The sequence below is a fragment of the Hydrogeniiclostridium mannosilyticum genome (assembly GCF_003268275.1).
Lineage (GTDB): Bacteria > Bacillota > Clostridia > Oscillospirales > Acutalibacteraceae > Hydrogeniiclostridium > Hydrogeniiclostridium mannosilyticum.
This window is the reverse complement of the sequence record NZ_QLYR01000001.1, coordinates 436,402-453,034: the sequence shown is the minus strand read 5'-3', so window position 1 is coordinate 453,034 and position 16,633 is coordinate 436,402. Positions and strand designations below refer to the sequence as shown.

At 50.4% G+C, this 16,633-nt stretch carries 14 protein-coding genes; 13 read left to right on the top strand and 1 reads right to left on the bottom strand.

The features are described 5' to 3' along the window. The first annotated feature begins 41 nt into the window (after positions 1–41). The 13 genes from DPQ25_RS02140 (at position 42) to DPQ25_RS02075 (ending at position 16,324) form a co-directional block, all read left to right on the top strand. On the top strand, positions 42–947 hold the full coding sequence (locus tag DPQ25_RS02140; RefSeq protein WP_112331525.1) for an RluA family pseudouridine synthase: 906 nt from the start codon (positions 42–44) through the stop codon (positions 945–947). Positions 948–1,065: 118 nt separating this feature from the next. Next, a complete protein-coding gene (locus DPQ25_RS02135) occupies positions 1,066–1,872 on the top strand; it encodes a transporter substrate-binding domain-containing protein (protein WP_112331524.1) in 807 nt (268 codons plus the stop codon). An 85-nt stretch (positions 1,873–1,957) separates the two neighbouring features. Continuing rightward, a complete protein-coding gene (locus DPQ25_RS02130; RefSeq protein ID WP_112331523.1) occupies positions 1,958–2,668 on the top strand; it encodes an amino acid ABC transporter permease in 711 nt (236 codons plus the stop codon). Continuing rightward, a complete protein-coding gene (locus DPQ25_RS02125; RefSeq protein WP_112331522.1) occupies positions 2,655–3,389 on the top strand; it encodes an amino acid ABC transporter ATP-binding protein in 735 nt (244 codons plus the stop codon). Before DPQ25_RS02130 ends, DPQ25_RS02125 begins: the two co-directional genes overlap by 14 nt. A gap of 90 nt (positions 3,390–3,479) precedes the next feature. Next, complete coding sequence (locus DPQ25_RS02120; protein WP_112331521.1) at positions 3,480–3,998, top strand: zeta toxin family protein; 519 nt, start codon at positions 3,480–3,482, stop codon at positions 3,996–3,998. Positions 3,999–4,120: 122 nt separating this feature from the next. After that, positions 4,121–5,011: a zinc dependent phospholipase C family protein gene (locus DPQ25_RS02115; protein ID WP_112331520.1), complete on the top strand. Its 891-nt coding sequence runs from the start codon at positions 4,121–4,123 to the stop codon at positions 5,009–5,011. 22 nt (positions 5,012–5,033) lie between these two features. Further along, positions 5,034–5,492, top strand: a complete 459-nt coding sequence (locus DPQ25_RS02110; protein ID WP_112331519.1) for an S-ribosylhomocysteine lyase — start codon at positions 5,034–5,036, stop codon at positions 5,490–5,492. Between the two features lie 341 nt (positions 5,493–5,833). Further along, positions 5,834–7,540 (top strand): M23 family metallopeptidase, encoded by a 1,707-nt coding sequence (locus tag DPQ25_RS02100; RefSeq protein ID WP_112331517.1) that lies wholly within the window; start codon positions 5,834–5,836, stop codon positions 7,538–7,540. A 250-nt stretch (positions 7,541–7,790) separates the two neighbouring features. Continuing rightward, entirely contained in the window at positions 7,791–9,074 is a 1,284-nt protein-coding gene (locus DPQ25_RS02095; protein WP_112331516.1) for a UDP-N-acetylglucosamine 1-carboxyvinyltransferase, read from the top strand. A 61-nt stretch (positions 9,075–9,135) separates the two neighbouring features. Beyond that, positions 9,136–9,930, top strand: coding sequence for an MBL fold metallo-hydrolase (locus tag DPQ25_RS02090; protein ID WP_112331515.1), 795 nt, complete (start codon positions 9,136–9,138; stop codon positions 9,928–9,930). A gap of 8 nt (positions 9,931–9,938) precedes the next feature. Further along, a complete protein-coding gene (gene rlmH, locus DPQ25_RS02085; protein WP_112331514.1) occupies positions 9,939–10,424 on the top strand; it encodes a 23S rRNA (pseudouridine(1915)-N(3))-methyltransferase RlmH in 486 nt (161 codons plus the stop codon). A gap of 352 nt (positions 10,425–10,776) precedes the next feature. Beyond that, positions 10,777–14,550: a glycoside hydrolase family 71/99 protein gene (locus DPQ25_RS02080; protein ID WP_112331513.1), complete on the top strand. Its 3,774-nt coding sequence runs from the start codon at positions 10,777–10,779 to the stop codon at positions 14,548–14,550. A gap of 397 nt (positions 14,551–14,947) precedes the next feature. Beyond that, positions 14,948–16,324 carry a family 43 glycosylhydrolase gene (locus tag DPQ25_RS02075; protein WP_112331512.1) on the top strand — a complete coding sequence of 459 codons (1,377 nt, stop codon included), beginning with the start codon at positions 14,948–14,950 and terminating at the stop codon, positions 16,322–16,324. A gap of 73 nt (positions 16,325–16,397) precedes the next feature. Here DPQ25_RS02075 and DPQ25_RS14570 read toward each other — a convergent pair whose 3' ends face one another. Then, positions 16,398–16,556: a hypothetical protein gene (locus DPQ25_RS14570; protein WP_177576793.1), complete on the bottom strand. Its 159-nt coding sequence runs from the start codon at positions 16,554–16,556 to the stop codon at positions 16,398–16,400. Positions 16,557–16,633 lie beyond the last annotated feature (77 nt).

The following is a 16,633-nucleotide window of genomic DNA, read 5'->3' as shown; positions in this document are numbered from 1 at the left end:
GCTGTTTTTATGGGCCGTCGAGACTGAAGGAGGGGGACTTGTTGAGAATTTTAGAGTTTACGGTACCGCCTTCCTATGAGAGCGTGAAGCTGCGGGGGTTCCTGCGGGGCTATTGTGCGCTGTCGGCACGCCTGTTAACCGCTCTGAAGCAAGTGCCCGGCGGCATTCAGGTAAACGGCCTGCATGCGAGGGTTTTGCAAATTTTGCACACAGGAGACTGTGTCAGGCTTTGCCTGCCGAAGGATGGCAAGATTCCCGACCCGGTTCCGGCGCCCCTGGCTGTTGTCTATGAGGATGCAGACCTGCTTGTCATAAACAAGCAGGCGGGGCTTCCCATGTACGCGCGGCCGGGCCACGATGCCAGCCTTTGCGGCGCCATAGGCTCCTACTGCCGTACAACGGGCGAGCGGTTTGCCTTTCGGCCGGTTTACCGGATAGATAAGGACACGACAGGGCTTGTCGTCTTGGCTAAAAATGCATATGCAGCGGCCTGCCTGGCGGGAAATATAGAAAAAACCTACTATGCGGTATGTGAGGGCTGCATGCGGGGAGCGGGTAGTATTACCGCCTCCATTCGCGTCAAGCCGGGGCACACTGTCCAGCGAGAGGCTTGTGATGCAGGAGCAGGCGAGCAGGCGGTTACTCATTGGCGGGCCCTGGCAGATGACGGCCGGTTCACTCTGCTGGCTTGCAGACTCGAAACCGGGCGTACGCATCAGATCCGGGTGCATTTTTCTTCTTCGGGGCACCCGTTGGCGGGGGATGACTTTTACGGCGGCCGTACAGAATGGATAGGCAGACAAGCCCTGCATTGCGGCAGGATGAAGCTAACCCACCCGGTAACCGGGCGGGAATTGGAGATTATCGGCTCCTTTCCCGACGATTTTAAGGAGCTTTTGAAGAAAATGGGTGTAAAAAACATCCAAACGCTTGCAGCGAATGATTAGAAATTCAGACAGGATAGATAAATTCAATAAAGTTGTATATTTATGCTTGATATTTGAATAAATATGCGATATAATACAGTCAACTCAAACGGAAGATTGCTATCAGGAGGAATCTAATATGAAAATGGGTAAAAAAATTGCGGCACTGTTTTTGGCCGCGGCTATGGCCGCAGGTTTGACAGCCTGCTCCGGCGGCAATACCGCCAGCGGCACGCAGTCCGGCGATGCAGCCGGGGGCGGAACGGTTATCATGTCGACCAATGCGGGGTTTGAGCCTTTCGAGTATATGGAAGGCGACGAGTATAAGGGCATCGATATTGAAATCGCCAATAAAATTGCTGAAAAGATGGGTAAGACCCTGGAAATTCACAATGTTGAGTTCAAGACGGTTATTACAGAGGTTCAGTCTGGAAAAGCTCAGTTTGCGGCAGCTGGCATCAGCATCACCGATGAGCGGAAGGAACAGGTTGACTTCTCAGATACTTATTTTGTGGCGACACAGTCCATCATTGTTTTGAAGGACAGTGATATTAAGAGCCGTACGGACTTGGAGGGCAAAAAGGTCGGCGTGCAGGAAGGCACGACGGGTGATGAGTTCTGCAAGAACGAGGATGGCTCAAGCGACATCCAGGTTGGCGAGACCGTTCGCTACAACACTGGTATGGAAGCGGTAGCAGACCTGATCAAGGGCCGTATCGACGCGGTTGTCATCGACGACTTCCCGGCGACCAAGCTGGTTGAGCGCAACAGCGACAACGTGGTAAAGCTGGAGGACGCGCTGACCCAGGAGGATTACGCCATCGCTGTAAAGAAGGGTGACACCGAGACGCTGAAGGTTATCAACGAAGTCCTGAAGGAAATGAAGGAAAACGGCGAGCTGGATGCTTTGATTGACCAGTACAGGAGCGTTCTTGAGGGCGAATAATCTACGGCAGAGGAATAAAGAAAAAGTAGGACGGCTTGCCGCCCTGCTTTTCCGTTTATATTGATGTAAGAAATGAGGGAAGGCCATGCTCGAGTTTTTCGAGGGCTTCGGCAATGAGTTTTTTACAAACTTTATAAAATATGACCGCTGGAAAACCATACTCAGCGGCTTGGGCAATACGGTGCTGATTACGCTGGCCGCCATATTGATCGGCCTGGCGATTGGTACCATTATTGCACTGATTAAGGTGTCTTATACCAACAGTGCAAAGCCCAATATTTTGCTTAAAATACTGAATGCCGTTGCAACCTTGTATTTAACCATTATCCGCGGAACGCCGGTTTTGGTTCAGCTGTTGATTCTGTACTACTCCATTCTATCCTCCGGTACCAGCTCCTTGACGGCGGCAATGATTGGCTTTGGCATCAATTCCGGCGCTTATGTGGCAGAGGTCATCCGCGGCGGTATTCAGTCTGTGGATAGAGGGCAGATGGAGGCCGGGCGCTCGCTGGGATTACCCTACAGAACCACCATGATCAAAATTATTTTTCCACAGGCCCTGAAAAATATTTTGCCGCCGATTGGCAATGAGTTTATTGCGCTGTTAAAAGAGACCTCGGTGGCCGGTTACATCGGCGTGGCTGAGCTGGTAAAGAGCGGGGATTCCATCCGCAACACGACCTACAGCAGTTACCCGCTTTATGCCGAGGCTGTTATTTACTTAGTAATCGTCATCATTCTGACCTTCCTGCTGGGCGTTTTGGAGAGGAGGCTGCGTAAGAGTGATAAGCGTTAAGAATTTAAAGAAAACCTTCCATACGGTGGATGGAGACATTGAGGTCCTCAAGGGGATCAATCAGGAGATCGATAAAGGGGAAAAGGTGGTTGTCGTAGGCCCCTCCGGCTCGGGAAAGTCGACATTTCTGCGCTGTCTGAATTTACTGGAGGTCCCTACCAGCGGCGAAATCTGGTTTGAAGGTGAGAACCTGACAGACAAAAAATGCGATGCAGACCGGCTGCGGCGTAAAATGGGTATGGTGTTTCAGCATTTTAACCTGTTCCCACATCTTACCGTTATGCAGAACATCACCCTGGCCCCGGTTCAGCTGAAGCTGCTGAGTAAGGAAGCCGCGGAAAAGAAGGCGATGGAACTGCTTCAGCGCGTAGGGCTTTCAGACCGGGCGCAGGCCTACCCGGCCCAGCTTTCCGGCGGCCAGAAGCAGCGCATTGCCATTGTGCGTGCATTGGCCATGGAGCCCGACGTTATGCTGTTTGACGAGCCGACCAGCGCCCTGGACCCGGAGATGGTGGGCGAGGTTTTGCAGGTTATGAAGGAGCTTGCCAATGGCGGCATGACCATGGTAGTGGTTACGCATGAGATGGGCTTTGCCCGTGAGGTGGCAACCCGGATTTTATTCATGGATGACGGAAAGGTACTGGAGGAGGCCGACCCGGACACCTTCTTTGCCCATCCTAAAAATCCACGTTTGCAGGACTTCCTTTCGAAAGTACTTTAAATGAATGATTTTTTGTTAAGGTAAGTGCGTTCACTTTTCACCGGCTGGGTTCTAAGTGGTTTCAGCATTACTATAGGAGGGATAGCCAGGATGTCAAAGCTGATTATTCTAAGAGGCAATTCCGGCAGCGGTAAGACTTCTGTAGCAAAGGCGCTTCAGGACAAGCTTGGGCCCAACACGATGCTGCTTTCTCACGATATGATTCGCATGCAGATCCTGCATGTGTGGGGCCAGGAGGGAAAGGAGAAATCGCTGCCCTTGATGGTAAACCTGCTGAAATATGGCAGACAGCATTCAGCGGTTACCATATTGGAGGGAATTCTGGATTCCGTCCAGTACCATGGGCTGTTTCAAACAGCTCTGGAGGAATATGGCGCCAATATCTTTGCCTATTTTTATGAGCTATCTTTTGAAGAAACGCTGCGCAGGCACAGGACTAAACCAAATCGGTTTGATTTTGGTGAGACGGAAATGCGTGGATGGTGGAGAGAGCGGGATTATCTTACCATCATTGCTGAAACCGTTTTGAAAGAGGATTTGAGCCTGGAAGATGCGGTTGAGATGATTTACCGCCGTGTTACTGCCGGTTCTTTGGGTGAAACAACATAAGTGAAGGCATCGCCGTCCGAAAAATTTATTTTCGGCGGCGATCTCTTTCTATAGCGGCAGACGACATATGCAGGGGAACGGATTGTGTCGGCCGTATTATATTTTTATTAAGGGGGGATAAGATGCCGGCGGCTATTACGCATTATTTACATGCCCGGCGGGTATGGGAGGCCTGGAGGAAAAAGGATTCGGCATTGGTTTTGAATGAGCACGCTTTTATATGGGGCGCCCAGGGGCCGGATTTTCTTTTTAGCCACCGCTATCTGCCGTGGCAAAAGGGTGAGAGCCTGGAGCCGCTTGGCGGCAGGCTGCACGAGGAGCCTCCGTCCAGAACACTGGAGGCCCTATGGCGGAATATACCGTCTGGGGAGCATGCTGAGCTGCTGCGTTCCTATGTCTACGGCTTTGTCTGCCATTATGTTTTAGATCGGAGATGCCACCCTTTTATTGAGTGGGAAGCCCGGGCTCTCCTGGCAAAGGAGCCGGAGCAAACGGAGGATATTTTTCATAATCAGGTGGAGTCTGCCCTGGATGTGATTACGCTCCGCTACGAGAAGGGCGCTCTGCCGACGGAATTTTCCCTAAAGAAAACGGTACCCGGCGATGTGCCGGTGCAGCATGGCATTGCCGCTCTCTACCGGGCAGTATTGGCAGAGCTCTTCGGCCTGAACAAGACGGAGGCCCAGTTGTTCCAGGCAACGCAGGACTGCCGGAAAATTTTTGGCCTTTTAACAGACAGAACAGGGCTGAAAAAAAGTTTGGTCGAGCGTTTTGAACGGCGGAAAAAGAGGCGGGTAATCTCCTGCCATATGCGGGGGATGCTCGAAGAGGATGTGGATTATGCCAATTTGCAGCAGGCGGAGTGGCATTGGCCGCCGGAAGACGGCCCTGTAAAGACAGCGAGCTTTTTTGAGCTTTATGAAAGCGCGGTGCCGGAGGCGCTCGCCATGATAGAACAACTGCCGGGCTGCACTGATTTTGAACGGCTGACTCAGAATATCCCTTTTGATTAAAGATGGAAGGAAGAAAACAGCTATGGAGAGAATTGCCAGTTTTTGCGTCAATCATAATAAGCTATTGCCGGGGATTTATCTGTCGCGGATTGACCATGACGTCGTGACCTATGATATTCGCTTGTGCAGGCCCAACTGCCCGCCCTTTTTGCCCAACCCCACCATGCATACCATCGAGCATCTGTTTGCAACGTTTGCACGTAATTCGGCGGAAAAAGACCATGTCATTTATTTTGGCCCGATGGGCTGCCGCACAGGTTTTTATTTTTTGGTAACCGGGCTTTCCCATGAGCAGGCCATTGCCCTGATTCAGGAGATTTTTGGCAAAATTGCTGCCTACGCGGGCCCCGTACCGGGGACGACTCCGGAGGAGTGTGGCAATTACCTGGAGCACGACTTGGCGGATGCGACTCGTCAGGCAAGGAAATTTATAGGAATTATTGAGCACTGGATTCCTGAACAATTACAATATCAGAATTAAATAGTTTAAATACGAGATAAATTGACGTATTTATTAAATAAAAGCTAAAATCCGGTCGAAGAAATTTTTTGGCCGGATTTTTGCGTTTATTTTTTGCGGGGATGAACAGGCGTGAAGGCCTAAAATAAAACGGACAGATATGTCAAATCCGGCGCCTAAATCACGGCTGGAAAATGAGCTGGCGGCACAATGTTGGACGGGCGTTTTAAGTTTATACACATAATCCTCTTCCATAGGTTAAAACAGAAGAAACGGCGCTTGCAAAATACAAAAAAATGTTTTATAATAATTTAAGTTTGGTTACAAAATTGTAACCAGTCTTTTTAAAGGAGTTATTTGGCATGAAAAGACAGGAGAAAATGAAACAGGAAGGACAAAATAACGGGGGCGCTCGTTTGACGCGGCTCTCGCGTTTTCTCTATATTGTCGGGGTGCAGTCGGTTCGCGTTTTGAAAAAACTGGGCCGCTGGCTCAAAAAAAAGCTGCGCCCCTTATGGATGTTTATAGGCCTTTGGCTGAACCGCCTCACCGGACGTTGGATCGCCGGGCTTAAGGCTGAATCCAGGGCGCTCGGTGAAGGGCTAAAAATTGCAAGGGCCCGTCTGCAAAAGGCTCGCTCCTTCGGACTTTTGCAAATGATGGAAGAGTTTTTCAGCGTTGTGAGTAAAAGCATGGTTCGCCACCGCAAGGTGTTTTGGGCAATCATCAATGTGGCAGCGCCGGCGGCAGCCGTGATAGCCCTGTTTTTTACCGTTCAGTACTGGAGCGGCCTGGAGTTTGGGCTGCTGCTGAGTTACGGCGACGAGCAGGTTGGCGTTATACAGGACGAAAGCACATTCGATGCTGCGACAGATATGGTCAATGCGCGCATGGTTCATGCAGCGCCTCAGGATGCGGAGGCCGCGGTTTCTTTGACCCCGGTTTTCTCCCTTGTAGCCGCAGACAAAAGCGCCTACACCAGTGCGGCGGCTGTCTGCGATGCTATTATTGAGCAGTCGGACGGCATTATTGCAGAGGGGACGGGCTTGTCTGTCGATGGAAAAATTGTCGGCGTAGTGAAGAGCAGCGCGGATTTAAACCACATCTTGAACGAAATTTTGGAGGAGGCCAAGCAGGGCGATTCCAAGGCCGAGGCGCAGTTTGCACAGCATATTGAGACAACGACCGGCCTATTCCCGACGTCGGCCTTTATCAGCAGCAATGAGCTCAGCGCAATGCTTCAGGGGACCGGCCTCTCTCCGAGAGCTTATAAGGTTCAAGAGAACGACTCCATTGACAACATCGCTGAGAGCTTTGCCTTATCTCAGACGGAGCTGCGTACCATTAATCCGAGTTTAACAGAGGAGGAGCTGCAGCCGGGCAATATATTAATGGTTAACATTCCAAAGAAGATGCTCGAGGTAGAGGTGACAAAATTAGAAACCTATGAGGAGGAAATCCCCTATTCCACGGTCACGGAAAATGACGATTCCCAGTACACCGATTACACGGCGGTGCGCGTTCAGGGGGTAAACGGCGTCAAGGAGCAGACGGATCGCGTTACCTATATCGACGGCGAAGAGGTGAACCGGGAAAAGGTTTCCGAGGTGGTTGTCAGTGAGCCCACCGATAAAGTGGTGGTAACGGGTACGAAGAAACGGCCTACCGGATATGAGCCGGGAATAGGCAGCGGGCTTTTGATTTGGCCTACACCGTCCCTTCGTATAATTACTACCTATTATGAATACCGTTGGGGAAGCTTTCACACCGGGCTTGACATTTCCGGCGGTGCGGCGGCTGGAAAGCCCATTGTTGCTGCCGACGGCGGTGTTGTTACAACGGCTGGCTATCACAGCAGCTATGGAAACTATATTATTATCAACCATGGAAACGGCATGACAACCTTATATGCCCACAGCAGCCGGCTGCTGGTGTCTGTGGGGGATAAGGTGGCAAAGGGCCAGACCATTGCATTGGTCGGCAGCACCGGCAACTCAACTGGTGCGCATCTGCATTTTGAGGTCCGGGTCAACGGCGCCTTGCAAAACCCGCTTCAGTATGTAGGGTAATGGGATAATTTTCCAGCATGTATATGGAGCTTTTCCCGCTTGCGATAGGGGATGCCTGCCGCATTAAGCTGTTGACTTTTATGCGGGTTTGTATTATGCTTTATAGAGCTATCTTGCATAAGAGCGCCACGATTTTTTTGCTAATATCACGGATTTTATTCGTTTTATAAAATTTGTTCTCTGAATAAATATTTCATGTTTTTTTGTTATAATAGTAACGTGTGATTGATATAGATTGGAGCGTGTAGCATTGGATAAATTTGTAATCAATGGCGGTAACCGGCTTCATGGGGAAGTAAGCATCAGCGGTGCGAAAAACGCGGCCCTGGCCATCGTCTGCGGGTCTGTTTTGTGCGACGGCATCTGCCGTATTGAGAATATACCGGATATTACAGATGTGGCTTCCATTGTCCGTATTTTGGATGATATGGGTGCGAAGGTGCGTACTGTAAACCGTTCGACCATTGAAATTGATCCAACCACCATAAAAACGCATGTGGCGCCGTATGAGCTGGTACGGCAGTCGCGTGGTTCCAGCTACCTGATGGGGGCTTTGCTCGGGCGTTTTTCTCATGCGGTGGTCGGCATGCCCGGCGGCTGCAATTTTGGTGTCCGTCCAATCGATCAGCACCTGAAGGGCTTTACCGCACTGGGGGCTAAATACAGCTTAGAGGGCGGAATGGTTGATATTTTCGCCGAGAAATTAAAGGGCAACAGCATTTATCTGGATATTATTTCCGTGGGTGCTACCATCAATATTATTTTGGCAGCCGTTCGGGCCCAGGGCACAACGGTCATTGAAAATGCCGCGAAGGAGCCGCATGTTGTCGATGTGGCGAACTTCCTGAACTCGATGGGGGCGGATATCCGCGGCGCTGGAACGGATGTAATTAAAATTCACGGCTGCAGCTATTTGGGCGGAACCACCTATTCCATTATTCCAGACCAGATAGAGGCAGGCACCTACATGGTGGCGGCCGCAGCGACCGGCGGGGACGTTCTCATCCGCAATGTGATCCCCAAGCATTTGGAGTCTATTTCCGCCAAGCTGGAGGAGATGGGCGTAACCGTGGAGGAATACGATGACTCCATCCGGGTGGTCCGTAGCGGCACGCTGAATAAGTGCAATATCAAGACAATGCCGCACCCCGGTTTTCCCACGGATATGCAACCGCAGATTACAACACTGCTCTCAATCGCTCAGGGGACAAGCATTGTCAATGAAAGTATTTTTGACAACCGTTTTCGCTATGTTGAGGAGCTTAAGCGAATGGGCGCGCAGATTTCGGTAGACGGGCATCTGGCGGTTATTGAGGGTGTGGAGCATCTCAACGGCGCGCCGGTGAAGGCTACCGACCTTCGCGCAGGTGTTGCCATGTTGATTGCCGGCTTATGCGCGCATGGGGTGACGCAAATTGAGGATATTTTTCACATTGAACGCGGCTATGAATGCATTGTGGAAAAAATGCAGGCATTAGGGGCGGATATAAAACGGCTCAGTGTTCCGGAACCTGCAATCCCGCGTGCTATATAATACAGGGCTTTTGAGAGGGGAATAGGTTCCCCTTTTTTCTTTGTTAGGAGGGTTTGCTTTAGTGGCTCGTTTTTGCCCGCTCTTTAGTGGGAGCAGCGGAAATTCATATTATATTGGTTCCGGCGATTATGGTATTTTGGTTGATGCCGGTAAAAGTGCAAAGCAGCTGACCACAATGCTGGATATTTGTGGGATTCCGCTTCGGGCGGTTCAGGCGGTTTTTATTACACATGAACATTCCGACCATATCAACGGCGTCCGCGTGTTTGCCTCCAAGAATCGCCTGCCGGTATTCGCCTCCCCGGGAACGCTTGCAGAGATGGAACGCATGGGCTGCTTAAATGGGGTGGCAAAGGCGGTCCCCTTTCCGGGCGGCGGTGTCGAGTGCGCCGGTATGTACATAAAAGCATTTCGGACTTCCCATGACAGTGCTGAAAGCATAGGGTACCGAATTACGACGGAGGACGGCAGGACGCTTTCTGTGGCGACGGACCTCGGGTTTATGTCCGACTCTGTACGGCAGGCGGTACAGGGGTCGGATTTGGTGGTGCTGGAATCCAACCACGATGTCGGCATGCTTCAAAACGGCCCCTATCCTTACCCGCTGAAGCGGCGTATTCTGTCGGATACAGGCCATTTGAGCAATGAATCCTGCGCGCAGGAGCTCTGCGGCCTGCTGAAAAACGGCACGGCACGTTTTTTTCTGGCGCATTTGAGTAAGGAGAACAACACGCCCGATTTGGCATATCAGACTGCGCTGTGCTCGCTGACAATGAATGGCTTTCAGAGTGGGGTGGACTTTCAGCTGTCGGTTGCCCCCAGAGAGAACACGGCGGGAAAGGTAACGATTTTTTAATTCCGCTTATGATCAAGGTTACAGTTTTATGTATAGGAAAATTAAAGGAGCGCTACTGGCGCGAGGCCTGCGATGAATATGCGAAACGCCTTTCCGCGTGGTGTAAATTTACAATTATAGAACTCCCGGAGAGCCGTTTGCCCGAAAACCCTGCCCCGGCCCAAATTGAACGAGCCTTGGAAGAGGAAGGGGAACGGCTTTTGTCCCGGGCCGGTAATGCGGAGGCTTACAAGGCCGCGTTATGTATTGAGGGGAAGCTGGACTCCTCGGAGGGGCTGGCGGAGGATATTGCGGCAGCGGCACTGGCAGGGAAAAGCGAGCTGGTGTTTTTCATCGGCAGTTCCTATGGCTTGAGTCCCGGGGTGAAGGCGTCGGCACAGAAGCGGCTTTCCATGTCGCCCATGACTTTCCCGCATCAGCTGGCCCGCGTTATGCTGTGCGAACAAATTTATCGGGCGTTTCAGATCAATAGAAACGGTAAATACCACAAATAATAACATTTTTTTCAGTGTACGCCATATTTTGTTGACTTTTCTCAGCAGAAAAATCAATAAAATATGGAATTTTTTTCTATTTAAAAAGCTTGACAAATTTATGATATAAGTGTACATTATTTTTTGATGATAATCCCACTTGTAATGAAAAGCAGCTTTTAGGGGGAGGCAATTTATTCATCATAAGCTATAAAAATTCTGTGGGATCGATGTTCCGCAGAATGAACGTTGATTTTGGGTGGGGTTTTAGAACGGCGTTCCAAATCGTTGGAACAATCAAAGGAGGGGATGGCGGCAAAATATAGCTTTGGAGTTGTTAGAGGCAGGAATTAGATTTAACGGGGGGAATACAGTGAAAAGGTTCAAAAAAATGAGCAAGGCTTTATCGCTTTGCCTTACGCTTGCATTGTTATTCGGTATGGTGCCGCTGTCATCGGCCTCGGCGTTGACAGACGATTTTATATTGTTTGACTTTACCGAAAAGGAAATTATGAAAGAAAGCAAGGAGGCGGAAGAAGGCATTTTCTGGACGGCGCCGACCGATGCGGATGGGCACCAGACCTTCCGCTTTGTAGAAAATGCCGAGGACGGCTCAGGCTCATATTATGAGTTTACCAATGCGGACGGGAAGGATGACCCTTTCTTTATGGGCACGTTGGGGGACCGCTCTTTTAGTTCTGACTATAAATTTGTAAAAATGATGTACAGAACGGAAAGCAAAGGCACTACCAGCCTTTATTTCTGGGGTTCGGACGAAACGCCGCTGGGCGGCAATACCTCGGAGAGCTTTACCAAGGTGTGCGACGGTAAATGGAACACGGTTGTCACCGAAATTGTCAATAAGACTTGGTCGGGAACAATTGAGATGTTCCGCTTGAATACAGTAAAAAATACGTCCAAGCAAGGCGACACATTTGACCTGAAATATATTGCGTTCTTTAAGACGCGCGAAGAGGCAGAAGCCTATGAATTTGTCAAGGGCGCAAACTTTGTCATCGACAAATCCGTTTACAATATTGGCGATCAGATTGACGTTTCATACCTGGATACGGCAGACGGCGACTGGTTCGGCATTTTCAAGCAGGGTGAGGACCCCGCAACGGCGGAGCCTATCCTGCGCAAAGAGGCCGGCGCGGCGGATAAGGTTCAGAGCTTTACCTTTGAGGGCGACGCTGCTAAGCTGCCGCTGGGGGATTATGTAATTTGTCTGCTGAATGCGCAAAAGCAGGTTCTGCGCCAGCGGCCACTCAGTGTAATTCAGATGGCCGATTATAGTAAGTTGGAGGAAATTCTTGAGCAGGTCGTGGATCATTCCTATTATACGGACGATACGATCGTTGCTTTTGAGGAAGCCCTGGCCAAAGTAGAGTATGACCGGCCAGCCGACGAGCAGGAAAAAATTGACGGACAGATTGCGGCGGTAGAAAGCGCCTTTAAGCTGTTGAAATTAAAAGAGGCCGACTACTGGGATGTCAATTCTGCGCTGGATAAAATTCCCGGTGATCTGACGGTTTATACCTCAGAAAGCGTGGCTGAGCTCAGGCAGGCCCAACAGGCGATTTATTGGAATAAGAGAATAACAGAACAGGATACGGTTGACGGGTATGCAGAGGCTATTTATGCTGCTATTGACAACCTTGTACGCAAGGATGGTGCAATATCCACCAGCAAAAATTTCTCGAAGGTAAATGGTTCATTGGCTGGCGTGGACGACCTGGACCGTGAGCTACCGATGAACGACACCGTTCCCAATAGCAGAGAAGGCGATCGTTTCGTCGGCGTGTTCTATTTCCTCTGGCAAGGCCAGCATGGAACAGGCGGCCCCTATGACAACAGTAAGATCGAAAAGGTAGAGGGCGCCGTGGAGTCAGAGGAAAATTGGTTAAAGGCTGGCGGAGGCCCTGTGGGTGCCCACCACTTCTGGGGGGAGCCCCTCTTTGGTTATTACACCTCGGACGATGAGTGGGTTATGCGCAAGCACGTCCAGATGCTCACCGACGCGGACGTAGACTTCCTGGTGTTCGACACAACGAATGCGGTTACTTATACTGCTCAGGCACTCAAGCTGATGAAAATCCTAGATGAATACCAAAAGCAGGGTTGGGATGTGCCGCAGGTTGTATTTTATACCAATTCCTCCTCCGGCGACACCATGAAACGCATTTATAATGAAATTTATAAGGCACATCCGGAGTATGAAAAGCTTTGGTTTAATTGGGACGGTAAGCCGTTGATTATCGGGAATGAATCCGACGCAAACAAGACCATCAAAAAATTCTTCCGCATCAAGGCTAACCAATGGCCGAATGAATCCAGAAAGGATGACGGTTTCCCTTGGATGGAATTCAGCCGCTCTCTGACGGATAGCTCTGTTTACGGACTGAATGGCAGACGTGAAGTCATGAACGTGTCCATTGCGCAGCACAGCACCACCACACGCTTCAGCGCGACAGCTTGGTACGGTGCCAACGACCGTACCAGAAGCTGGCATGACGGCGCCAACGACATTTCGGACGGTGCCGTCAATATGGGCTATAACTTCGCGGAGCAGTGGGAGTATGCCATTTCCAAGGATCCGGAGATGATTTTTGTCACCGGCTGGAACGAATGGGTGGCACAGCGTCAACCGACGGCTTTGAAGGATGAACCGATTTTCTTTGTGGACTGTGCAAACCAGAACAATAGCCGTGACGCAGAGCCTATGAAGGGCGGATATGGCGATAACTACTATATGCAGATGATGGATTATATCCGTCAGTATAAGGGCACGGATCCAAAGGTTGATGTTGGAGAAAACCAGACCATTGATGTGAACGGCAGCTTTGACCAATGGAACAGCGCCAAAATTACCGCAAATTATGAGGACTATGTAGGCGATACGGCAGACCGCGATGCGAAGGGGTTTGGTGAGCTTGAGTACAAGAACACCACCGGACGCAATGACATTCAAAACATGAAGGTCGCAAGAGATTTTGACAACCTCTATTTCTATGTTGACACGGTTGACGACATTACTAAACCGGCAGGAGACCACTGGATGACCCTGTTCTTGAACACCGGCAGTGAAAAGCATGCAAACTGGAAGGGCTATGATTATGTACTGAACCGTGTAGCCCCGGAAGGCGGCAAGGCTGTTCTGGAAAAATATGACGGGGAGAACTGGGCCAAGGTTGCTACAGTAGACATGAAGGTCGAAGGCAACCAACTGATGGTTGCGGTTCCGCGCGATTTGCTGGATGTTGGTACTGACCTAGTCGACGCGCTGGATCTGCAGTTTAAGTGGGCGGACAATTATCAGGAAGAACAAGATATTTGGACCTTCTATGAGGATGGCGATGTTGCTCCCTATGGACGCCTGAACTATGTGTTCAGCGGCGCGGATGAGGCTCAGGAAGAGCAGGAGACCGTCGAAGTGCCCGCCACAGAGGAAGGCTCTGTCCATAATGACAAGCTCGAGGTTGCCGCAAAGAGAGCTGCTCAGAGCGAAGTTACCAATAAGGTTGTCACAGAGGTCGATGCTGAAAACCCGGGCACAGTGGAAGCAAGAGTGTTTGCGGCGCTGAAGGGTGTTGACAAGGAGCTTGTAATCAACGCGAATTCCGCAGAGGGCCTGGCGTATTCCTGGTATTTCAATGGCCTGGATATTACAGATGACAGCATTGATGTAGCGCTGAAGGTAACCGTAAATGCTGGGAACACTGCTATTACGGATCAGCTGCCGGATAAGGATAATTCGGTTATTGTTTCGTTTGAGCATCAGGGCAAGCTGCCGGGCAAGGCCAACGTAACGGTTTTGGTTGGCGAAAAATATGCCGGAAAAACGCTCTATGCTTACCGCTACGATGCAGAAAAGAACCAATTTGTTAAGATGGACCCGGTAGCGGTTGATGAGAATGGTTATGCTGTTCTGCCCATTACCGAGGGCGCCGATTACGTCTTAACGGTTGAGAAGCTTGAACAACTGGTTCCCCCCGAGTCTGACCCAGACTCGAAGCCTGAAGAAGGCGGGGAAAATCATCAGACCGGCGAAAGCGCGGCGTTACCGGTAGCGGTTCTGGCGCTTGGTTTAGCCGGTGGGCTGTCCGCTTATCTGCTTGTCCGCAGAAAGAGGCTGGCGGCAAAGTAATCCGTGCGCGGCAGAAGCTAACGGCTGAAAAACCGGCACGGTTAGCACGGCTCATTATTTAGGAAGGCCCGGTATTTATCTGTTTGAAAGACAGTGAATACCGGGCCTTTTTGCGGTTAAATATACAGCCGCCGCCTTCCCCTTTGGCAGCCTTCAAATATTCTTGATAAAGTTTGCTAAATAGAGACTTTCAGGCATTGACAAGCATTTTACAAAACGGTACAATAGCAGCAAATTCCAGGAAAGCCTTCAAGACATTCCGAATGGCTCTGACAGAAAAAAGGAACCAGGCTGCGGGGCTCTGCATATGGCGCCGCAGTATGATTTGCCGGAATACCGCGGGGGTCAGGGTGGGGATGCTTCAAGCGGCTTTCTAAAATGGTGAGGAGGCAGCAAGGTGTACCGTTTGTTTTATAAACCGGAGGACGCGGTGTCGGGGGATTATATCCCTTTCTTCTGGGAGGGAACCTTCCATCTGTTCTATTTAAAGGATTGGCGTAATGCGGAAAAATACGGGGAAGGAATCCCCTGGTTTAAGGTGAAAACCCAGGATTTCTATCATTTTGAGGATGCGGGGGAGATGATTCCGCGGGGCGGCAGGGAAGATCAGGATCTCTGTGTGTTTACCGGCAGTGTAATTGCCGCCCAAGGAAAATTTCATATTTTTTATACCGGAAACACTCCCTATCTGGAGGAAAAGGGCGGTGTCCAGCAGGCCGTGATGCACGCGGTAAGCGACGACCTGGAACATTGGACAAAGGCGCCGGAGGACACCCTCATCCCGGCAAAGCAGTATGACCATCACCATTTCCGGGACCCCTTTGTCTACTATGATGAAGCGAAGAAAAATTATGTTATGCTTACGGTAAGCCGCAAAAATGGGGAAGAGCTTTACGCGGGCTTTACCGCTCGCTATGTGTCCGAGGACCTGAAAACCTGGCGTGATGACGGCGTTTTCTGGGCGCCAAACCTTTACCATACTCATGAATGCCCAGATTATTTTAAAATGGGTGATTGGTGGTACCTCGTTTTTTCAGAGTATTCCGACCAATATGCCACGCGTTATGTCATGGCGCCAACGCCCAACGGCCCTTGGCATATGCCGGGCGACGATGTTTTTGATGGCCGGGCATTTTATGCGGCTAAGACGGCCTCCGACGGAGCCGGTCGTTATTTGTTCGGCTGGCTGCCGACGCGGGAGGGAAATAAGGATGAAGGAAACTGGCAATGGGGCGGCAATCTAGTGGTGCACCAGCTGGTTCAGCAGAGAGACGGGACTCTTGGCTGCAAATTGCCGGAAAGCTTGAACTTTATCTGGCAGACGGCAGCAGAGTACCCGGGGGCCGCCGAGCTTCAAAATGTGGAGGGCAGGCAGGCCCTGAGGCTGTTTGCCCCACAGTGTGGCGCCTACCGGGTGGATTTGACTCTTCGTTTCAAGGAAGGAACGCGGCAGTTTGGGGTTTATTTGGGCCAAGATGAAAAAAGCAAAGCCGGTTATAAATATGAGTTTTTGCCGGAGGAAGGGCTTTTGGAGTTTAGAAAAATGGCATGGATTTCCAATGAAAAAGGGCTTAACCGTGCTGTTTGTATTGAAGCGGAAAAAGAGCTTCGCTTGACGCTGCTGGTAGACGGCGACGCCTGCGTACTGTACGTCAACGACACCTATGCGCTCTGTGCCCGTATGTATGAGCCCAAGGGCAAGGACATAGCCTTGTTTGTGGCGGGCGGGCAGGTTCGTCTGCTGTCTGCGAGGCTGTTGGAGCTGAAAGCATAAAAATACCGTAAAAGCCTCCAGCGGTAGGATAACGCCTACAACTGGGGGCTTTTATAATCAGTCCACAGAATTATTACTCCTCATGGGTTTCAGATAGCTGTAAATATTTTTTAATGGCTTCAATGTCATCGTGAATTGACTGGAGCTTACGGTATATCAAGACCTGGTTGTCGTCAATATTATAGAGGAGGTCGAGTATGTTGGAGAGCTGCTCCTGACTGTCTTTGTCCATTATTTATTCTTCCTTTCGACGCAATTTTTGAAATTTCTATATTTTTTCATATAAATTGTTTGCTGATTTATGCTGCT